Below are 20,635 nucleotides of genomic sequence, written 5' to 3' on the forward strand. Positions count from 1 at the left end.
TTGGGACTGCTCTAGCCGTTAAAGTGTAGCGAGTGTGCGTGTCAAATCGTTAACGCGTCGCAAACAGGTCGCCCTGTCCGTCGATGATGCGCTGGGCGGTGGCATTGATAAGATTCAGCGACTTGGCGACGTCCAGCCCCTCATACGCACCTGTCTCGATATGGCGGGCAAGCGTAACGAGGTCCGCGAGGGCTTCGTTGAGCTTCAGCGTGACGGCCTGCATGCGCTCTTCCGTCTGCGAGGCTTCAAGACGGGTTGCCTCGGCGAGGCCTTCAGCCCGGGCTTGCGACAGGAGGCGGGCCAGCTCCGGCGCTGACAGGTCCATCTGCTCGCGCTGCGGCTGCCGAGGCTCTGCAGGAAGCGTAAAATCACTACGAAATTCAAAGGCTTGGACAGACTTCACGGCACGATGGGTCATTCGATCAATTCCTCGTCTTCCCGGCCGCCAGTGGCGCGGATGTCGCCTCGAGCCATGAGGTCGCGCGCCAGCGAGACCAGGGCCTGACGGGCGGCTTCGACTTCGCTGCGGCGCACGGCGCCGTGGGCAGAAATCTCGTCGCGCAGGAGGTCGCCAGCGCGGCGGGTCATGTTACGGAAGAAGGCCGCGGCGGTCTCTTCGCGGGCGCCTTTCAGGGCGATGATCAGGGTGGAACGGTCAGCGGATGCGAGCAGTGTCTGCAGGCCGGCTGCGTCGAGACGCGCCAGGTCGTCGAAGGTGAACATGAGCGCGCGGACCTTCTCGCCGGCGCCGGGTTCTGCTGTATCCAATGCAGCGAGGAAGGATTTTTCGAGGCGGCTGTCGAGGCGGTCGAAGATGCGGGCAACGCTTTCATGGCCGCCTTGCCGGGCGTTGCCGTGCAGGCTGTCGATCTGTTGTGCGATATAGGATTCAAGGCTGGCTGCCGCGCCGGGGTGAACCGGGCCGAGGTGCAGCAGGCGGTGCATCGCATCGATGGCAACACGCGGGCTGAGGGCCCGCAGGAGACGGGCGGAGGCGTCGCCTTGCAGCCTGGACAGGACGAAGGCGAGCGTCTGGGGGTGCTCGTCTACGAACAGGTTAGCGAGGGCCCCAGTGTCTAGGGCCGAGAGACGTGACCAGACGGAACCTGTTGTTTTTGTTGCAGGACCGAGACTGCGGTGCGCATCGAGAAAGCTGCGGGCCGCTTCGGTTTCGCCGTCCATATTGTCGTCGAGGGCGTCCATGGCGGCGGTGAGTTTGCGGGCTTCATCGGGCTCAAGCTCGGCCCAGATGCCGGCGGCCTCAGGACCGAGGGCGCGCATCAGGCGGGCGGAGCGGGCGAGACCGTCGCGCGCTGTAATGTTTGTTGCAGGTATGACGGCGAGAGCGCTCATGCGGCGTCCGTCCCGTTCTTCATCCAGCCGCGCAGGATATCAGCCGCGCGAGCCGGATCCTTGCGGGCGAGGTCAGCGACATCACTAGTGACTGGCACGGTCCGAAGGGGGCGCATAGGGGTCGTTGCGAGGGAGCGCGCGGGCGCTTCCGGGGGCGCTTCAGGGTATTCCCGGACCATTCCCGGGACTTCCGAGTCCATTCGTGGGCAAAGCCGAGCCAGCCGGCGAGACCTGCAAGCAGCGCGAGGAGCGCAAGCTCGCCATAGGCCTCCGCGTCGGGCCGTCCGGGCGCGCCGCGCGCGAAGGGGGCTGTCTGGATAACGAGCAAGTCACCCGAGGCGACGTCGAGACGTGCAGCGGTGGTGACGAGGCTTTCGATCATGGAGGCCTGGGCTGCTTCGGCCGCGTCCAGGAGGACGAGCACGGTGCGGCCGCCGGTGGCGGTCGTGGTGACACTGATGCGCGCATTGCCGGGTCCGGCGACGGGATCAACCAGGTTCATGAGGGAGACTTCGAGCGGGGTCGCTGAAGCGGGGAGCGGATGGTCGGCGGTGAGCAATGTACTGCCGCGCCAGGCGAGCAGGCCGAGTGCGATGACAAACGCCGCCATCGCGAGCGCCCGTGAAGAGGGGCCCGCGCCGGGTTTACCTTTGCCGGATCTGCTTGCCATCAACCTCTCCTGAATCCTCCGGAAAAACGGAGTTCAATTCAGGTGATAGCGGCCTGCCCGTAAATTTGTGTTTAACGGGCAGGCTGTTGGTAACGAATACCGGACCGACTAGCGGCGGTACTTCTGGAGCCGCGTTGTGCGCAGGCCCTTGATGCCATGGCGGGAGTAAAGCTTCTCCCAGCCTTCATATTCCTCGTCCGTCAGGTTGTAGCGTTCGCACGCAGCCTTGCGTGAAAGCAGCCCACCTGAAACGGCCGCAACGACTTCTGCCTTGCGGCGCGTCACCCAACGGGAAATCCCCGGCGATGGCAGGTCTGCCAGGGTGAGCATCTGGCCGTCCGGGCCTTTGACGCTCGTCATGTTTGCGTTCTGCATTTCCATATCCACACACCATTCTTCGGTCATGTCGTAACCCGACTTCTTCAGGCCCTCAGACAGTGGTGTACACGAGCGGATTTAAGCCGACGCATAAGGAGACGTGTGAGTTTCGCCCCCCGCGTTAGGAGGATGTTTGGAAAGCTGTCCCGCACCGGGACAAATGCCGTTTTTCCCCGGTTTTATTGCGATTCACATTAAAAAAATTTCAGGCGAGAAGTGCGAGCGCGTCATTATCCCGGGCCTGCGCGGCATGCCGGCGAAGCATGGTGAGGAACATCTCGTCGCCCCGTTCCGTCTGCTTGACGAGCATGGCCGCGCCGAAGGCAACCGACATGCCGTAGAACGAGAACCAGCGGTAATCGTCATAGAGATCGCTGAAGCTGTAGCTGGTCACACCCGCCTCTGTGAGCCGGTCATGATAATAGCGCAGCAGGGCCTTCTCATGCTTGGGGCGCTCTTCACGTGTGAGGCCTGCGCCGATGAAATAGGCGACGTCATTGGCTGGCGCACCCTTGGCCGCTGTCTGCCAGTCCACCAGCGCAATCGGCTTCGGTGCGCCGGGCTTGCCGAACAGCATGTTGTCGAGCCGGAAGTCATTATGGGTCAGCGCGAAGGGTCCCTCATGGGCTTCGCTCCAGCGCGGCAAGGCAGCGGCATAAGCATCACCGACCTCGATGACGTCAGATTTGAGCTGGTCCTTGTAGCGTTCCTTGAAACCGGTCCAGAGGCCGGCAACCTGCTCGGGCGTCAGCGCGGGCGGCGGCGCAGCTGCGGTGCCTTGCAACCAGTCATGCTGGTCAAGGCTTTCGTCCTGCCAGTAGGCGGCGTGAAGAACAGCGGCTGATGCCAGCGCCAGTTCGGCTTCAGCCACCGAGCAGCCCTTCAGCTGGTCGCCCTGTTCCGACGGCGCCATGTCTTCCATGATGAGGGCGAAGCGATTGGTGGCCTCGTCATAGTCAGTATAGAAGGCGCCCGGCGTGATGCGGCCCGCCACTTTCGGGAAGGTGCGGTAGAACATGACCTCACGCTTGTAGTGACCGAGCATCTGGGCCGTCGCGAGGCTCGCTTCGCTGCCGGACGGGAACTTGCCGACAAGCGTGTCGGGGGCGTTTTCGCCCTTGTGGGCATAGTCGAACACGAAGCGGACATTCTCGCCGATCTGGCCCGTGCCGATCGCCTTGGCCGTCAGGCCCTTTACTTCGGCATCAATCCCGATTGTTTCAAACAGGTCGTTAAACCAGCCGGGCGTCAGCTCCAGCGGGTTTCCGTCTAATCCCGGACGGTTCATGTATTCTACTCCCCAGTGGCACCTTTTTCAGGTGCATCGTTTTCTTGTGTTGGTTTGGCTGTGTCGGACGTGGAGCGCCCGGTGAAGCGGGATATCCAGCCCATGCGCGCCTCGGCAGCGCGCAGTGATTTATCCAGTGCGGCCATGGTGAGTGCGAAATCACCGCTCGTTTCCTTGCGCCACGCGCGCTCGGTACGGGCGATGACGAACGCCGTGGCCAGGACTTTCAGGTTGAGCGGACCGCCGCTGTCATCATCGAGCCCGGCAGAGGCCAGCGCCCAGCGGGCAGAGGCGGCGCGGGCAGCGGGAAGACGCACCAGATGTTCTGGCGCGGTTTCTCGATAGCTGAAAAGGGATTTCAGCCCGTCGCGATAGTCTTCCATCGCTTCAAAGCGCAGCATGATGACTTCGAACAGGCGCTCGCGGGGAAGGTCGTCACTGGCGACGCCTTCGGCGGACATGGCGCGGTCGAAATGGGCATCGACAGCGTCCGCCAGCGTTTCGCGCGTGGCAATGCCATGGAAGTCATTCAGGGTAAGGTCGGCGCGCAGGGCAATCTCGCCGAGCGTCAGCGAAGCCCAGGGTTTCTCTGCCGCCAGTTCAAGCGCGGCGCGGAGGCCTTGGTCGATGATGCTTGCATTTCGCGCCACGGGCATTCCCTCGTCTAATCCTTTTGGCGAGAGAGGTCCCTTTCACGGTTGGCCGCCGCACGCAGAGCCTTTCTCATCAGGGCTGGCATCCCACCCTCATCCATGAGGATGTCAAGGGCAGCCTGCGTCACTCCCTTGGGTGAAGTGACCGCTTTACGCAGCGTATCCGGGGCTTCGCCGGTGGATGCCATCAGGGCAGCGGCCCCCTCGACAGTCTTGCGGGCAAGACGGGCGGCCAGGTCTTTCGGAAGGCCTTCCGCCTCGCCCGCCATGGCCATCACTTCTGCCAGCAGGAAGACATAGGCCGGGCCGCAGCCCGAAACACCGGCCGCCGCCGAGATGAGTTTCTCATCAATGGGGCCTTCAACATCGCCGAGCGGCTTGAGCAGACTGGTGACCACATCAATGTCGGCCGCATCAGCTCCGGGCGGCGCGGTGATGACCGTCACGCCCTGCCCGATGGCGCCCGGTGTATTCGGCATGGCGCGGATCACGCGGGGCGTGTCAAACGCAGCCGCGAGTTGCTTCATCAAGATGCCCGCCATGACCGAGACAATCAGCGTCTTCGGGCCGACGAAAGCGGACGTGTCCTCGACAACGGACGTGAACACTTGCGGCTTCACGCAGAGGATTAGGATATCGGCGGGCTGAGGCGCGGGGTTCAGCTGGACCTTGCCAGCCTCGGCCCAGCCCGACACTTCCTCGGACGGCGTCGGATCAATCAGGATGATGCGCGACCTGGTCTTCGCGGCGAGCCAGCCGCGCACGAGCGCGGCGCCCATACGCCCCGCGCCGATCATTACGATAGTCGGAGCGGACACTGCCTTGCCTGCCATGTGCGTCTGTCTCAGGCTTCGCCGTGGGTTTCGAACATGACCGCCTCAATCGCCTCGCGGGGCGACTTGCCGGCCCAGATGAGGAAGTTGAAGGCGGGAACGAACCGGTCAACAGCGCTGACACCTGCCGCGATGGCGGCGCGGGCCTCGCCGGGGGAGACTTCATCCCGGTCGAGCATCGAGAATGTGTAGCGGAAGATGATGACGCCTTCATCGGCCCAGTAATCGAAATGGCCGAGCCAGAGGCGCTCGTTCGCCATCATGATGAGTTCGGCAATCGCCGCGCGGCGCGCAGGCACCGGCTTGACGTCAAGCGTCATCGAGAAATGGATTGCGGAGGGATCCGGGCGATAGGCAAACAGGGCGCCCATGTCGCCCCATTTGGTTTCGGCCACGGCCTGGATCGTGCCATCGTCGTCGCGATCATACTGCCAGCCAGCCGTCTCCAGCGCTTCTTCGACCCGTTCAAGCGGGTCTGGCAGATCAATCTCACTCCGGGAGAGATCAAGACTCATGATGGGTTCCCCTTTCGGTCTCGTATGCACGGTGCAGGATTCGCGTGCCGAGGCCAAGGGCAGCTAAGCAAGTGCGTAAAGGCGCGTCTACCTAAGTCTACAGGTTAACGGCACTATTCTACAGGTTGGGCCTATTTCGCTTTCGCGTCGGCTTCGAGCGTCGCAACGCGGGCTTCGAGCGCTTCGACACGTTCAAGCGCAGCGGTTGCGAGGGCCTTCAGGGCCTCGACTTCGTCACGCCCGGCGAGGTCCATGTCGGCGATCAGCGCGCGGACACGCGACTGGGCGGCGGTCTTGGCTTCCTCGCCAGCGGCGCGGGCAGCGCCCATGGCGCCGGTCATCAGGCCCGCAATGTCATCGAGCAGTGGATTTGTGTTCGCCATGAGGCTACTCCTTCGCGCGGGGCGGCTGGGCATGATTGTCTGCTGCCTAACAGATAGGACGCATTCCAGACAGGGAAAAGACGCCGCATGACAGACCTTGTGAGTTTGATGGCCGTGCCGATGGCAGCGCAGGCCCTTCATTTCCCGGAAATCAGCCCGGCGCTCGTGTCGATCGACTTCGGCTTTGTCGGGCTCGGGACGTTCCACCTGCGCTGGTATGCGCTGGCCTATATCGCGGGCATCATGCTGGCCTGGCAGTATGCGACGGCACTGATCAGCCGTCCGGCCATGTTCGGTGGCAAGGCGCCAGCCACCAAAGACGATCTCGACGACATCATGTTCTGGATCATCCTGGGCATCATCCTCGGCGGACGGCTTGGCTATGTCCTGTTCTACATGGTGCCCTACCAGCAGGACGTGATCGCGGCGAACCCGATGAGCGTGCTGAAGATATGGGATGGCGGCATGTCGTTCCATGGCGGCCTGATCGGCGTGACGCTGGCCATCATCGTGATCGCCCGGCGCCGCAAGCTGAACCTGCTGCCGCTGGGCGATATTGCGGGCGTCGTGGCGCCGATCGGCATCATGTTCGGCCGGCTCGCCAATTTCATCAATGCCGAGCTTTATGGCCGCAAGACCGACGCCGCCGTGGGCATGGTCTTTCCCGAAGGCGTCGTGCCGGGCTCGACCCCGCCGGCCTATGACTGGGTGGCGAAGCAATGGGTCTATAATGGCCATGAGTTTGCGCGCCATCCGAGCCAGCTTTACGAGGCGGCGCTGGAAGGCCTGCTGCCGCTAATCGTGGCCTCGATCCTGATCTGGAAGTTCAACGCGCTGAAGAAGCCTGGACTCGTCGCGGGCCTGTTCCTGCTGATGTATGGCACCGGGCGCTCCATCGTCGAGAATTTCCGCCTGCCGGATTCCTTCGCCAGCGACCTGCCTTTCGGCCTGACCATGGGCATGATCCTGTCGACCCCGATGTGGATCGGCGGCGCATGGCTGGTCTGGAACGCGCTCAAGCCAAAGCCCCTGCACTCACCTGACTAGACTGATATGACCCTGAAAGAACGCCTCATTCGCCTGATCGAAACCGGCGGGCCGATACCCGTTTCGACCTATATGCAGCTTGCGTTGCATGACAGGCAGGACGGCTATTATGCCACCCGTCCAGGCTTGGGCCAGGACTTCATCACCGCGCCGGAAACGAGCCAGGTGTTCGGCGAACTGCTGGGCCTTTGGGTGGTGCATGAGTGGCAGGCGATTGGATCGCCCTCGGCGTTCTGTCTGGTCGAGATTGGACCGGGGCGCGGCGTGCTGATGCAGGACGCGCTGCGCATGGCCTTCGTGGCGGGGGGCAAGCCGTTTGCGGACGCGATGCAACTCTATCTCGTCGAGCCGAGCCCGGCGCTGCGCGATGTGCAGGTCGAGCGCCTGGCCGTCTACGAGCCGCAATTTGCCGAGCAGGCATCCGAAGTGCCAGCGCTGCCGACGATCATCCTCGCCAACGAATATCTCGACTGCCTGCCCGCACGCCAGTTCCGCCGCGATGGCGAGGACTGGCGCGAATGTGTTGTCGGGCTGGATGCGGAAGGCGCACTGGCTTTCGGCCTTGCTGCCGATGGCCGAAGCGCACCTGAGGGCACGGCGCAGACGGCCAATTGCGTGGAAGTCCAGATCGGGCTCGACATCCTGGTGGCTGAACTGGCAACGCGCGCGGCCAATGGCCTGCCTGTGCATGCGCTACTGATCGACTATGGTCCGGTGGACCGGGCGCCGGGGGATTCCCTGCGCGCCTTCAAGGATGGCGAGCAAGTCTCGCCCTTGTTGGCCCCGGGTGAGACGGACCTGACCGTCGACGTGGATTTTGGTCGCCTGAAACGGATTGCGGCCAGCGCCGGGCTCGACGTGCACGGGCCGACGCCGCAAGGCATGTTCCTGCTGGGCCTTGGCGCGCAGGCGCGGCTGAACCAGCTGGTGAAAGCCAATGAGGACGATGCCGAAGCGATCTTCAACGCCGCCCAGCGCCTGATCGACCCGAAGGACATGGGCGAGCGCTTCAAGGTGATCTGCCTTTCCAGCACGGACCTGCCGAAACCTGCCGGTTTCTAGCGGGCCCCGATATTGGCCTCGACGAAGTCTGCCATGGCACGCAGCGTCTCGATGCGGGTGGCGCCTTCGGAGAGCCAGTGGTCTTCGCCGTCGAGGCGGATGAACTTCACGGACTTGCCAGCTTTCTCGAGCGCGCGCTGCATGCCCTCGCTCTGGCTGATCGGCACGACGGTGTCCTTGTTGCCATGGATGAGCAGGACAGGCGCCTTGAATGCCGCGGCGCTGTTGGCAGGCGAGATGGCGTCGAGATTGACGGTGGGCGATTTGGGATCGCCGATAAGTTCTTTCCAGTAATCGACAGCCCAGTGCCGCGACCCGTAATTGGATGCTTCGTCCGATATCATTCTGGGAAGATCAGAGACCGGCGCCACAGCGACCACGCATTTGTAGAGGTCCGGTGTGAAGGCGCCGCCTGCCAGGGCGGAATAGCCACCATAGCTGGCGCCAACGATGCAGACGCGCGCCGGATCGACGAGGCCCTCGGCGATCATCGCTGCCACGCCATCGCTGACATCGTCCTGCATCTTCGCGCCCCATTCGCCATGACCGGCATGCAGGAACTCGCGCCCGTAACCATCGGAGCCGCGGAAGTTCGGCTGAAGCACGAGATAACCGCGATTGGCGAAATACTGCGCCATCCAGTCAAACGTGACAGCATCATAAGCGGCAGGCCCGCCGTGCGGCATGACGACCATCGGCAGGTTGGCGAGATCGGCAGAGCTGACGCCCGCCGGGAGCGTGAGGATCGCGGGAATGTTGAGCCCGTCACGCGCGGGATAGGAGATCGCCAGAACCTGTCCGACGGCCTCCACCGGGATCTCATCGCGGTCATCCATCAGGCCGATCAGTTCGCCCGACTTACGGTCGAGCACGACGTATTTGTTAACGCCATAGGAATTGAAAACGGAAACGAGGATCCTGTTCCAGTCGCGGCTGTGGCTGACGATTTCCACGGAGCCGCCTTCGAAACGGTCCACCAGGGCCTGCACGTCCTTGTTGAGCGCTTCATCATAGAAGAAGTAGCTGGGCGACGGGCCGGCATAGCGGATGCCTTCGACGATGCGGTTCTTGTCGCGGAAGACGCTCTCCATGTCGGAGCCTTCGCGCGCCAGGACCGGGCCGGTGATCTCGCCATCCATGCCGAGTTCGAACATCGCGTCGAAGCCTTCATTCTCATCGGCGTCACTGACGAATATCAGCGCGGACCTGTCTGGCTTGACGCCAATCAGGTTGAAGGGCGGGCGCGATGCCTGCTCCTCGTAGATGGGGCCGCGTCCGTCGGAGAGGTCGCTGTAGATGCGGTACATGTTGGTGGAGTTGTTATATTCCTCGCGAGCGAGGACCGTACCCTTGGGGTCGACGAACCAGTCTATCGTGTAGGGCGTGCCCGATTTGAAACCTTTGCCAAAACCGGAGTCCAGATCGACCTTGAGCAGGTCGAACTCGGGGATGCCTGACCGATTGGACTGGCGGAGCATGTAGGCCGGCATCAGGGCCTGGCCAGCCTCGCTGTCCACGCCGACGATCTTGCCGAGGCCGGCTTGCGCCGGATAGATGTCCCGCGTTGCCCGCAGCAATTGTTGCGACTTGTTTGTATCGAGGTTCAGGGAAAAGGATTCCGAGTATTCGAAGCTGCCTTTGTAACCGTAGAGGTCCTTGGTGTCGGAGACGCTGAGGATCAGGTGCTTGCCGTCGGCAAACCAGATATTGCGGGTGGCGATATTGTCGACCGACAGGCGCGGCGTGATGGCCTTTGTGGCAATATCCAGCGTGGCGATAACGTCAGAGCCATTCTGGCGATAGACGAAGGCCACCGTCTCGCCGTCCGGTGACATGGCCATGTGGCGCACACGGGGCAACTCGCCGTAGGCTTCAAGCGCGGGATGTGGCGCATCGGACTGCGCCAGTGCCGACTGGCCCAGAAGCAGGATGACCAATCCCAGTATGAATGCCCGCATGATTCCCCGCAACGCTTTGTTCGCATTGCAACCTGCGCGAGGGTTACGCGGGTTTCAACCATGAAATTGTAAAATCAGTCGCGGCGCGGGTCAGGCCGGGATTTTGATCTCGTTGGCGTCGTCAAGCAGCACGACCGTCGGTGCATGCTGGCGGGCTTTTTCGGCCTCGACGCTGGCAAATGCCGCGATGATGATCTTGTCGCCGACAGCGAAATGACGGGCCGCAGCGCCGTTGACGCCAATCGTGCGCGAGCCACGCGGCGCTTCGAGCGCATATGTCTGGAGGCGGGCGCCATTGGTGACGTTCCACAGGTCCACGCGCTCGTGCGGCAGGATGCCGGACGCGTCGAGCAGGTCCTGGTCGATGGAGATGGAACCTTCATAGTGCAGGTCACACTGGGTGACCGTGGCAGAGTGAAGTTTGGCTTTCAACATGTTGAGCAACAAGGATGTGCCCTCCCGGCGATTAGACAGCGTGGCAAATATGCTCACAGTGAGTATATGGGGTTCTGCTGCCCCGTCGGCAAGCGGCTTATGGCACTGCAGCATCTGAAGCGTAAAGCCCCATTTTGCAACGCTTGCAAAAAACAGGCCCGCCACGCTCCCTGCAATGGTTCTGCCACATAAGGGCGTCAGGCTAGCCCATAGGCCCGCCCCAAGGCCCGCCATTGTCAAATACCAGGCTGCATGTCACTACGCGCATGTCTCCAGATGTCCGGTGTGTCCAGCATGATATCCAAACATACTGCAACGCCGAGTGGAGACACTCCTGCCCTGTCGATCGTCATCCCGTTCTATAATGAAGCGGGAAATGTCGACGCCTTGCTCGAACGCCTGACCGCCCAAATGGCGCTGATCGGCGGCTCGTTCGAGATTGTCGGCGTGGACGATGGCAGCCGCGACGCCACCCTGGCGGCCCTTATCGCTGCATGTGAACGCGTGCCGGAAATGCGCATCGTGAAACTGTCCCGTAATTTCGGCAAGGAAGCCGCCATGCTGGCAGGTATCCAAGAAGCCCGGGGCGACAGGATATTGCTGATGGATGCCGACTTGCAGCATCCGCCGGAAACCATTCCGGCCATGCTGGAAGTTGCGGATCGCGGCGTTGATGTTGTGTACGGCGCGCGCAGCAATGGCCGCAATGATGGCTGGTTGCGCAATACCTTGTCGCGCCAGTTCTACCGTATTTTCGCGTCGACAGCCGAAATGAAGATACCGGCCGATGCGGGAGACTTCCGCTTGTTTTCCCGCCGCGCCGCCGATGCCCTCAGATCGCTGCCGGAAACCAACCGGTTCATGAAGGGCCTTTATTCCTGGATCGGCTTTTCGCAGGAAAGCGTGCCTTACGATGTCGGTGTGCGCAGCTCGGGCAGCAGCAAGTGGCCGATCCTGAAGCTCTTCAGCTATGCGTGGGACGGGATCATTTCCTTCTCTGCACTGCCCCTGCGAATATGGTCCGTCATCGGCACGGTCATCGCGACGGGCGCGCTGATTTACGCGATGTGGATTGTTATCTCGACGCTGGCATTCGGGCGTGACATTCCGGGCTATGCCACGCTTGCGTCGGCCATCTTCTTCCTTGGGGGGCTTCAATTGCTCAGCATTGGGGTGCTGGGAGAATATATTGCGCGGATCTTTGCTGAAACCAAACAACGCCCGATCTATATCATCGAGGATATCTTTGGCGGGACTGACGATGACGGCGCCAAGTGAGCCGCTGGCGCCCATGCAGCGCCTTGCACGGGTCGTCCGGTTCGGCATCGTGGGGGTCGCCGCGACACTTACCCATGCAGCCATCCTCTGGCTTCTGGCGGAACGCCTGGGCATGCGCGCGTCGCTGGCGACGCTCTTGGGCTTTCTGACCGCCTTTTCGGTCTCATACCTCGGACACTATCACTTCACCTTCGGCTCGCGTGTGCCTCACCATCAGGCCCTGCCGGGCTTTGCCTTCGCGGCCATCACCGGCGCTGTGCTGAATGTGCTGATCTTCGTGATCATGACGGATGTGTTCCGGGCCAATCTCTGGCTCGCGTTCGCAACCACGATTGTGACCATCCCACCTGTCGTCTTCATGCTGTCCAAGGGCCTTGCGTTCGAGCGTGCGCCGGATGGCCCGAAACGCCGCGATTATCGCCTGCTTGCGGCGCCCGTCATCTTCTTTGCCCTGACGGCAGCCTATACGCTGATCTTCCACTACCAGCTGCCTTATCATGATCACTGGGACATCGTTCCGCTATGGGACGCGGCGCAGGCCGGAACGCTGAAGCCTGCGGACCTTTTCGTCCAGCATGGCAGCCATTGGCACGCGAGCGGCTATATCGTGATGCTGGCCACGGCCGAGCTGACCGGCATGGCGCACTGGCCGGATGTCTGCATCAGCTTGCTTCTGGCGGCGTTCGGATTTGTCGCCCTGTTCGAAATCCTGCGGCGCACGCTTGATGAGCTGGGTGAAGGTCGCTCCCTGTTGCGGGTGACGGCGGCGGCGGCCTTTATCTATTTCTCGCTGGACCAGGCCGCAAACTGGCTGTGGGGCTGGCAGGTGGCGATCTTTGCCAGCATGACCGGGGTCGTCTGGTGTATTGCCCTTCTGATGCGGCCCGGCCTGAACTGGGCGCGTATGGGACTGGCCGCCATAGCCGCCACAGTGGCCATTTACGGCTTTGCTACCGCATGGTGCCTGCTGCCCGTTGGCCTCTTCCTGATCGCCCTTGCGCCGGTTACCACGCGGCAGCGGAGAGCCTTGGCTGGTTTTACGTGGACGCTCCTGTTCGCTGCGTTCTTCCTGCATTACAGCGCAACGCGCGGCAACTATGGCGATACGATGCTGCCGCATGGCAACGCGCTGGAGACCATGCTTGGCGTTGGGCATTATCTGGCCAATTACGCCGCGAGCGCCGTGGCTCGTATCTATAAACCGGCCAGCCTGCTGGTGGCGGCTGCGGCAGTTGGTGCGCTGGGCACCATCGCCGGACTTAGCTGGATGCACTTCCGCAAATCTCTGGCGGCCTATCGCGGCCTGGTGGCCCTGCTGGCCTTCAGTCTTGGCGCAGGCCTGTTGACGGCGCTGGGGCGGTGGCAGGCGTTCGGCCCGGAGCAGGCGTTCGCCAACCGGTACATCACCCTGTCAAACTATGCCTGGCTCAGCGTGATCGTTGCCGGACTGATCCTGCTGCCAAAGCTCGGCGCAAAAATGCGTATTCTGTTCGTTCTGGCGCTTTGCGGCTATGTGCTTGCCAAGTCCGTGAACGACACAAGCGCGATCAACACGGCTCGCCTTGCCATGCGGGTCAACGCAGCGGGCTGTGAGCTGACGCTGGCGGCGCCGGATGTGCCGGCAGACGCGCTCGCCACAATCAGCGCTCCGCAGCAGCACATTGCGCCTCGCCTGACCTTGCTGGCGGCAAGGGATGCCAGCCTGTTCAGGCCCGATGCGATCAAACGCTGCCGCGAGAAACAGCCGCACAAATAGGCGAATCCAGCCGGGTTCCAGCAGATCGGCGCGGAATCTCTGTTGAATGATAGTGGGCGGCAAAACGGCTCGCTTTGGCACCCGGCCTCTGTTACCGTTTGTTAACCATAAAATCAAAACGGTCGGGGACGCGCCATGAAGAATTTACAGATCAGCCTTCTGGCGCTTTCGCTTGCTCTTGCCGGTTGTGCATCCAAGCAGGTCACGCCGGGGGGATCGACACCGGCAACAGAGGCTCCTCCTCCCCCTGCTCCGCCACCACCGCCCCCTCCTCCACCTCCGCCTCCGCCGGTCTATAGTGAAGAGGATGATGACTACGGCCCGGATCGCGGCTTGCCCTATCCTTCAGCTGAAGTGGAGACGCCACCTCCGCCCATGGTGGGATCGTCCGGCCCGGGACGTGGATCGGGACGGCCCGTAGGCCGCGCCGTGAACAATGCGAAGCCCGGCAAGGACTACCTGCCCTTCATCGATGTCGCGATCGACGAAGCCGCGCTTTATTCCGAATACGGCCTGATGCTTCAGGACCGCTATACGCGCATCCAGATCGTCACGCTGAAGCCGGACGCCTATGACATTGAGGGCGTCTCGTCGGGCCAGCGCAAAGAGCCGCTTGAAATGCGCAACTATAACAAGGAGAGCCGCAACTGGTTTTCCCGCATGATGGGTTCGCGAAATGTCACACGTACACTGATCGCTGAATTCGATGTCGCCAAGCCGGACATCAAGGCGACGAAGGCCCTGTTCTCCGCCACGTTCTCGTCCGACAGCAAGGAAGGCGAAGCCTGGACAACGAATGAAAGCATTTCCGTCTATGCCACGCCCTACTTCAAGGTAGGCCCCAACACGACAATCGAAGGCCGCTTCCGGCTGCAATTGTCAGACGAGCGCCAGGGCAGTGCCGGGGCGAGCGTCATGGGCGCGCTGACGACGGCGGCCAACCTGATCGCGCCGGCCTCGACACTGGTGACCTATTTCAATCAACCTTTGATGCTGGAAGCCTCGAACTTCCTGAATACGCAATCGACGACGCTGTTCGGCCAATCAATCACCGAACAATCGACGAGCGCCTTCTCGGTGAAATCGTGGAGCGATACGCCGATCCTCGTCGTCTCGGCCGAATTGCCCGAAGCCGGCAACATCAAGCAAACCAAGGGCAAGGGCTCGATCGGCCAGTGGGCGGTCTATCTCGACCAGCCCATCCCCTCAATCTTCACGGCAGCCTCATCTGACTATGATGGCCAGGAGCCGGACTATACGGGCATCCCCTCGGGCGACATTCTCGCCTTCGATGTCGGCGAAGACCTGACCGTTTACGACTATATCTTTTCCCGGCTCGACCTTGCCGACCGTATCGCCAGCCTGAACGATACAGGCGACGCCGATACGGCCCGTCTGATCTGCAGCCGCATTGAACGGGGCATGTCGGAGATCGGCTTTACCAGCTTTGATGCTGCAGCAGCAGTCTGGGCGGCTTCAGCCAGCGACCAGTTCAACTCAGGCGCGCAGGCGGCATTGCAGCAGGATGGCCTCTGTCAAGCCATGGACCTCTGGCACGAGATGGGCGGGTGACCACGCGAGCGCGTTAGAAAGCAAGCATGAGTCGAAATTATCTTGTTCCTGATATGGACATAAAGGTTAGTGAGCGTTAACACTTCCCTCAAAGGTTGCGTGAGTTGGGGTAATGTTGATCGAAGACGTAAGGAGCGCGCTGGCGGCAGCGCGGGCTGTTTGGCATGGCCAATCGCAGAGGGCCCGCGGCGTTTATGGTGTTTACCTGGTAGAGGGATTTTCCCTTCCCGGCCTGATGACGGCCGATGATGGACTGATCTATATCGGCCACAATGTGACGGGCGCTTCCCATATCGATCATTTCGTAGGGACGCTCAATGCGAACCGCTCCACGTCGCCCTTACGCAGCCTCGGCGCGCTGCTGCAGCGCGAGCTGGCACTCGAAGTGGCACTGACTAACCTATGGGACGATGGCTTCTCGTTCGCCTTCACGGCAGACAGCGAGGCGCGCCTGTCAGACTGGATGGCCAAGGCCCTTCATGTGGCGCAGCTGCCCCTGGCTTGCGACACGGCGCAGGCGCGTTCCCTGCTGGTACGCCAGCTGGAACCGCCCCTGAACCTGGCCGGATGGCGCAACCCGCAGCGCAACCATATCCTGTCCGCGCGCCGCGCCTGCGCCTACAGCGCCCACGCCGATTTCACCTGAGTTTTCCGCCTGAAACGGCGGTGGCGCTAAGCCATCGATGACCGATGCGGAAACTCCGGGCACTCTTGTGCGTTTCGGGCTGGGCTGAGACAGTAATGTCGGCCAGACTGCGCAAGCCCGGACACAGGCCTCCGGCATATCAGGGAGACGGATTTCATGCGGTGGCAAGGCGGACGCAAGGGCGGCAATGTTGAAGACAGACGGGGCATGAGTGGCGGCGCCGTTGCCGGTGGCGGCATCGGTGTGCTTGTTATCGCCCTGATCGGCTATTTCGTGTTCGGGATCGACCCTTCGCAAACCGCGCAGGTTCTTGACCAGGCCGCGGTCTCTTCCTCGCCGCAGGGCGATGCGCCGGTCGGCACACCGGAAGACGAAGCCGGCCAGTTTGTCGATGTCATCGGCACCAATATCGACGACGTCTGGCGCACCCAGATGGAGGGCTACCAGCCCCCCAATACCGTTCTCTATACACAAGGCACGAATACCGGCTGTGGCTTTGGCCAGGCGGCCATGGGCCCTTTCTACTGTCCCAACGACCAGACCGTGTATCTCGATCTCTCCTTCTGGCAGGAAATGGAAACGAAGCTGGGTGCATCCGGTGCTGATTTCGCCCGTGCCTATGTCATCGCCCACGAGTTTGGCCACCATGTCCAAACACTGACAGGTGCATCTGGCAAAGTGCGTGAAGCCCAGAACACCGCGCGCAGCCAGGCCGAGGCCAACAAGTATTCCGTTGCACTTGAACTCCAGGCCGATTGCTATGCCGGCGTCTGGGCAGCCCATGCGGCTGAGGCTTCGGGCGGCCAAGTCGCGCTTGAACAGGGGGATGTAGAAGAAGGCATGAAGACCGCCAATGCGATCGGCGATGACATGCTGCAGAAGCGCTCAACCGGACGCGTTTCGCCCGAAGGCTTTACCCACGGCTCGTCCGAGCAGAGGATGGAGTGGCTGCGCCGGGGCATTACCACGGGCGATCCCCGGCAGTGCGATACGTTCTCCGGCCTTTAAAAACGCCGAGCACGCATTAAACGGGACGAAGGCGGAACGGCCACGCCCCAAAAGGTAGCGTTAACACTCGATTCGCGAACTTCCTCTATTTTCACCCGAAAATAGATCGGGGGAAAGCGTATGTCATCCAATAATGGGACATCACCGCTTGTCGAGAATATCGCAGAACTGTTGCAGGCATTCCTGGATGCACTGCCCGACCCGGTATTCATCAAGGATGAAAACCTGAACCTCATCTATGGCAATGCCGCGCTGGACCGCTTCATCCTGAAGGCCACGGGGATGACCGACTATCTGGGGCATCCTGATCGGGACCTTTACCCCCGCGAGCAATGGGAGGGGTTTGAGCGGGAGGACCAAAAGGTTCTCGCAAAAGGTATTTCCCTCAGTGAAGAGAAAATCGGCCCCGAGATGACGGCGCTTACGAAAAAGCTGCCCGTGCGTCTGCCATCCGGCAAGATCGGCATTGCGGGCATCAATTTCGATATTACAGCCTACAAGATGGCAGAAGCGCGAGCGCGCGAGACCGAGGCCGCAAGCCGCGCCAAATCGCAATTCCTGGCAGCGATGAGCCACGAAATTCGTACGCCCCTGAATGGCATCCTCGGCATGGCGCAGTCCCTGATATCAGACCCCGAGCTTACACCGTCGCAGCACGACAAGGTCGAGATCCTTCTGGATTCAGGGCGCACACTTTTGTCCTTGGTTGACGACGTTCTCGACCTGTCGAAGATCGAGGCGGGCAAGCTGGCGATTGACGCCGTGGACGGCGATCTGCGCCATGCGGTGCAGCGCATCACGCGCCTGTTTGAACCGAGAGCACGCGAGAAGGGAATTGACCTGATCGTATCGGTCGATGACTCGGCCAGCAGCGCCCTGCGCTTTGATCCCGTCCGTGTGCGGCAATGCCTCTCCAATCTCATATCGAACGCGATCAAGTTCACGGATGCCGGCCAGGTGAACGTCTGCGTGACCACCGAGCAGGAGGCCAACCACTGGCGCGTGACGGTTCAGGTCCGCGATTCCGGAATTGGAATAAGCGAAGAAGCGCTCTCCGGTCTTTTCGCTGATTTCTCGCAGGCGGATTCCTCTACAACGCGTCGGTTTGGCGGCACGGGCCTTGGCCTCTCAATCACCCGGCGCCTTGCGCGCATGATGGGTGGCGACGTTGTTGCGCAAAGCGAACCTGGCAAGGGCTCCACGTTTACACTGACATTCATGGCCGAGCCCGCCGCGCTCCATAGCCCGAAGGCGGCCTCCGCCGAGACGCCCGTGATTGCCGCAACATCGCTCACCGGCCTGCGCATTCTTCTGGCCGACGACAACCGCGTGAACCGGGAAGTGGTGAAACTTTTCCTGACGCCGTATGACGTGCAGATCACCGAGACAGAGAATGGACAGCAAGCGCTCGATGCGCTTGCGCGCGGCACATTCGATGTCGTGCTTCTGGATGTCCATATGCCCGTGATGGATGGCATGGAGGCACTGGCGATCCTGCGCTCTGGAGATACACCGTACCATGACATTCCGGTCATCGCGCTGACAGCGGATGCCATGTCAGGCGACCGTGAGCGCTTCCTGTCGAAAGGCGCTAGCGGCTATGTCACCAAGCCAATCGATCAGGGCGACCTGGTAAGCGCCATTGTACGCGTGCGCGGCCGACCAGAGCCCGGAGGCAGGTCTGCCGATCCTCTGCAGGACATGCTCGCAGGGCTGGATTACCCTAAGCCACACATTGCGTCTCCTGACGATGTGATCGACGTTTTGCGTCAGGAATGGCTGACATCCACGCACACCCAGTTGAGAAGCCTGATCTACGAACTGGGCGCGGAAAATGATATTGCGGCGCCTGATGTGCCCGCATCGCTCACGATTGTCAGGGCCAGGGGCCCTTCTTTGGATTCCAGCTATTCGGCTCGATTGCCAGCGATCTCTGCTTCATCCTGCGCACCCGTTCCGGCCCAATGAATGAAGAGATGCGTGCACTGACGGGGCGCTATGTGCGCGCCATGCTCTATCTATTGGAACAGGGAATTAGCGGAACAGGCGGCCCATCAGGCAGCGCGCTTCGATTGAAGCTGGCTGCCTGATCAGTCGCCAGGTGGTCTGATTTCTCGAATTTCACCCGTATCCGGAAACGAGACCAATACCACAGTGTCCGTGTAGTTTTCGCTAATCGCGGCCACGGCCGATCCAGCACCAATGCCAACATCGAATAACTTAGGCGCTGCAAAGCTCGGGACAGTAGCTACTCCCGATTCTTCTGGAACGGTATTCTCAAAAACCAAAGACTGTTCGGAAGTGCCCGAAATTACGACAAGGTCAGGGCGCGTTTGATCGTTAGGTCTTACGCCGACAAACGGGCCGCTCAAGAGGGCAACAGGCACTCCGCCACTCCATGAAAACGTTTCTTGAGATATTTCTTTGGTGTCGTTGCTCTGGGAAACGACAACCAAACGGTGTTCACCATCATGGATACCGCTGGTGAGGAGAATGGCAATGTAACGTGGTACCAGACTTGGATTTCCCCGAGAGAACACGTCGACAATCTTCATCGGCTCAGTCGATTGTGTATCAATAGGTATCACCTCAAGCACTTCGTAGGCACCATTGTCCGTAGTGTCGCCAATCAACACGATTTCATTTGTGTCAAAATCAACGGCAATCACTCCGGGTAAATCAACGAGGTCCCCATTGACGAACTCAGGACTGACCCGCTCCGGCAAAACAGTTGGGAATACATGGCAAAGTGAGCGACCGACATCCAGGCTGTAGATAACGGAATCGTCAAATTCGACCGCTATTCCGTCACCGTCTGGATCGACTGCAACGATTCTGACAACAGATAGTCCGCGATTTCGCTGACCAACCAATATAAAATCCTGGCTGGAGTCCGTCGCCCCCACTACGTGACATGGGTCTGTTATGGAAATATTGTCAGCCTCTGAAAAAACAATGGGATCGTCGTTTCGACTGGCTATGAACCAGCGAAGCTTGTCCTCTGTTTCGCTGAGCACTGAAAACTCGCTGCCACCGCTAGCCCCGATATTTGAGCTCAGCGTTCCATAGCCGACAAATTGTATATCCCCGAATGTACCGTCAACACGCAGATTGCGGTCATTAGAGTAATCGAAAGAGCTCGATGTCAGTGGTTCTCCGATGAATGAGATTGTTTGAGTGCTCGAATTTGCGGCCGCGTTAGGTGTCCGAGTGGCAATCACTTCACGTAGACCTCGATTGACTGTTCCCGGCCTTGGAGCGTTGCCGACAATCAGGGTAAGAGGCGGATCGAATATACCTACCGGTCGTCCGGGTCCAGAGAACCCCCTGACCGATACCCGCACACGCTCGGTATCACTGCCACCCTTTCCGTCAGTCACGCTGACATCGAACGCTAATTCTTCAATTCGTCCGGCCGGAATACTGGGTGCCTGCAACTCAAAAGCACCAATCAGTCCATCCGTTATCTCGGCGGAGGAACCCGAAATCTGCGTGATTGAATAATTCAAAAGGTCGCCATCGGCATCCGAAGAGCCTCGAGCACTAATGACGAAAAGTTCGTCCGAGAAGAACTGATCCGCTGATACGGAAACCTGCAGAACGGGCGGAATGTTGGGTGGCGGTGGAGGCGGTGGCGGCGCAGCAGGAACGGCTGATTCTCCGCCGCCCCCTCCGCCGCATCCACTGGCTGCCAATATCACCGCACCAAACAGTGCAAAAAATGCCACGCGCATCATCAGGTTTCTCCCCGTGCCCAGCTAGGGGCATGCACGCAAAGTCACTCAACCTCAAGATGAGAC

20 protein-coding genes are annotated in these 20,635 nt (G+C 61.0%); 8 read left to right on the forward strand and 12 right to left on the reverse strand.

The genetic code is table 11. From position 1 onward, the window contains the following. Nucleotides 1–49: 49 nt before the first annotated feature. The 9 genes from HOC_RS00480 to HOC_RS00520 all read right to left on the reverse strand — a co-directional run bounded on the left by HOC_RS00480 (nucleotide 50) and on the right by HOC_RS00520 (nucleotide 6,073). Nucleotides 50–418, reverse strand: coding sequence for a hypothetical protein (locus tag HOC_RS00480; RefSeq protein ID WP_035534668.1), 369 nt, complete (start codon nucleotides 416–418; stop codon nucleotides 50–52). Then, nucleotides 415–1,353: a flagellar motor switch protein FliG gene (locus HOC_RS00485; RefSeq protein WP_035534670.1), complete on the reverse strand. Its 939-nt coding sequence runs from the start codon at nucleotides 1,351–1,353 to the stop codon at nucleotides 415–417. The genes HOC_RS00480 and HOC_RS00485 overlap by 4 nt, the downstream gene beginning before the upstream one ends. 19 nt (nucleotides 1,354–1,372) lie before the next feature. Continuing rightward, nucleotides 1,373–2,023: a hypothetical protein gene (locus HOC_RS00490; RefSeq protein WP_035534671.1), complete on the reverse strand. Its 651-nt coding sequence runs from the start codon at nucleotides 2,021–2,023 to the stop codon at nucleotides 1,373–1,375. A 108-nt stretch (nucleotides 2,024–2,131) separates the two neighbouring features. Next, nucleotides 2,132–2,428 (reverse strand): CtrA inhibitor SciP, encoded by a 297-nt coding sequence (gene sciP, locus HOC_RS00495; protein ID WP_418887223.1) that lies wholly within the window; start codon nucleotides 2,426–2,428, stop codon nucleotides 2,132–2,134. Between the two features lie 178 nt (nucleotides 2,429–2,606). Continuing rightward, nucleotides 2,607–3,689 (reverse strand): phosphotransferase, encoded by a 1,083-nt coding sequence (locus HOC_RS00500; RefSeq protein WP_035534674.1) that lies wholly within the window; start codon nucleotides 3,687–3,689, stop codon nucleotides 2,607–2,609. A 5-nt stretch (nucleotides 3,690–3,694) separates the two neighbouring features. After that, the gene (locus HOC_RS00505) at nucleotides 3,695–4,345 is read right to left on the reverse strand and encodes a hypothetical protein (protein ID WP_035534677.1); all 651 of its coding nucleotides are present in this window, start codon (nucleotides 4,343–4,345) and stop codon (nucleotides 3,695–3,697) included. Nucleotides 4,346–4,353: 8 nt separating this feature from the next. After that, complete coding sequence (proC, locus tag HOC_RS00510) at nucleotides 4,354–5,175, reverse strand: pyrroline-5-carboxylate reductase (RefSeq protein WP_035534680.1); 822 nt, start codon at nucleotides 5,173–5,175, stop codon at nucleotides 4,354–4,356. An 11-nt stretch (nucleotides 5,176–5,186) separates the two neighbouring features. Beyond that, nucleotides 5,187–5,690, reverse strand: a complete 504-nt coding sequence (locus HOC_RS00515; protein ID WP_035534683.1) for a type III secretion system chaperone family protein — start codon at nucleotides 5,688–5,690, stop codon at nucleotides 5,187–5,189. 131 nt (nucleotides 5,691–5,821) lie between these two features. Beyond that, nucleotides 5,822–6,073, reverse strand: coding sequence for an accessory factor UbiK family protein (locus HOC_RS00520; RefSeq protein WP_035534686.1), 252 nt, complete (start codon nucleotides 6,071–6,073; stop codon nucleotides 5,822–5,824). Nucleotides 6,074–6,160: 87 nt separating this feature from the next. Between HOC_RS00520 and lgt the strand changes: the two genes are divergently transcribed. After that, nucleotides 6,161–7,120: a prolipoprotein diacylglyceryl transferase gene (gene lgt / locus HOC_RS00525; RefSeq protein WP_241766824.1), complete on the forward strand. Its 960-nt coding sequence runs from the start codon at nucleotides 6,161–6,163 to the stop codon at nucleotides 7,118–7,120. Between the two features lie 6 nt (nucleotides 7,121–7,126). Continuing rightward, nucleotides 7,127–8,182 carry a class I SAM-dependent methyltransferase gene (locus HOC_RS00530; protein WP_035534690.1) on the forward strand — a complete coding sequence of 352 codons (1,056 nt, stop codon included), beginning with the start codon at nucleotides 7,127–7,129 and terminating at the stop codon, nucleotides 8,180–8,182. On the opposite strand, the gene HOC_RS00535 is transcribed toward HOC_RS00530, so the two are convergent. After that, nucleotides 8,179–10,140, reverse strand: a complete 1,962-nt coding sequence (locus HOC_RS00535; RefSeq protein ID WP_035534693.1) for an alpha/beta hydrolase family protein — start codon at nucleotides 10,138–10,140, stop codon at nucleotides 8,179–8,181. The genes HOC_RS00530 and HOC_RS00535 overlap by 4 nt on opposite strands. Nucleotides 10,141–10,230: 90 nt before the next feature. Beyond that, nucleotides 10,231–10,587, reverse strand: coding sequence for an aspartate 1-decarboxylase (gene panD, locus HOC_RS00540; protein WP_035535104.1), 357 nt, complete (start codon nucleotides 10,585–10,587; stop codon nucleotides 10,231–10,233). A gap of 282 nt (nucleotides 10,588–10,869) precedes the next feature. Between panD and HOC_RS00545 the strand changes: the two genes are divergently transcribed. The 6 genes from HOC_RS00545 to HOC_RS20885 all read left to right on the forward strand — a co-directional run bounded on the left by HOC_RS00545 (nucleotide 10,870) and on the right by HOC_RS20885 (nucleotide 18,803). Then, nucleotides 10,870–11,853 (forward strand): glycosyltransferase family 2 protein, encoded by a 984-nt coding sequence (locus tag HOC_RS00545; RefSeq protein ID WP_035535107.1) that lies wholly within the window; start codon nucleotides 10,870–10,872, stop codon nucleotides 11,851–11,853. Then, a complete protein-coding gene (locus HOC_RS20880; protein ID WP_051624379.1) occupies nucleotides 11,837–13,609 on the forward strand; it encodes a GtrA family protein in 1,773 nt (590 codons plus the stop codon). The genes HOC_RS00545 and HOC_RS20880 overlap by 17 nt, the downstream gene beginning before the upstream one ends. 135 nt (nucleotides 13,610–13,744) lie before the next feature. Next, nucleotides 13,745–15,181, forward strand: a complete 1,437-nt coding sequence (locus HOC_RS22520; protein ID WP_084146056.1) for a hypothetical protein — start codon at nucleotides 13,745–13,747, stop codon at nucleotides 15,179–15,181. Nucleotides 15,182–15,293: 112 nt separating this feature from the next. Next, nucleotides 15,294–15,827 (forward strand): GIY-YIG nuclease family protein, encoded by a 534-nt coding sequence (locus tag HOC_RS00560; protein ID WP_035534698.1) that lies wholly within the window; start codon nucleotides 15,294–15,296, stop codon nucleotides 15,825–15,827. A gap of 156 nt (nucleotides 15,828–15,983) precedes the next feature. Further along, a complete protein-coding gene (gene ypfJ, locus HOC_RS00565; protein WP_035534701.1) occupies nucleotides 15,984–16,835 on the forward strand; it encodes a KPN_02809 family neutral zinc metallopeptidase in 852 nt (283 codons plus the stop codon). 120 nt (nucleotides 16,836–16,955) lie between these two features. Further along, entirely contained in the window at nucleotides 16,956–18,803 is a 1,848-nt protein-coding gene (locus tag HOC_RS20885; RefSeq protein ID WP_051624380.1) for a PAS domain-containing sensor histidine kinase, read from the forward strand. Between the two features lie 122 nt (nucleotides 18,804–18,925). On the opposite strand, the gene HOC_RS22060 is transcribed toward HOC_RS20885, so the two are convergent. Continuing rightward, nucleotides 18,926–20,572 (reverse strand): hypothetical protein, encoded by a 1,647-nt coding sequence (locus HOC_RS22060; protein WP_156950324.1) that lies wholly within the window; start codon nucleotides 20,570–20,572, stop codon nucleotides 18,926–18,928. Nucleotides 20,573–20,635 lie beyond the last annotated feature (63 nt).

The sequence above is a fragment of the Hyphomonas oceanitis SCH89 genome, assembly GCF_000685295.1.
Classification (GTDB): Bacteria; Pseudomonadota; Alphaproteobacteria; order Caulobacterales; family Hyphomonadaceae; genus Hyphomonas; species Hyphomonas oceanitis.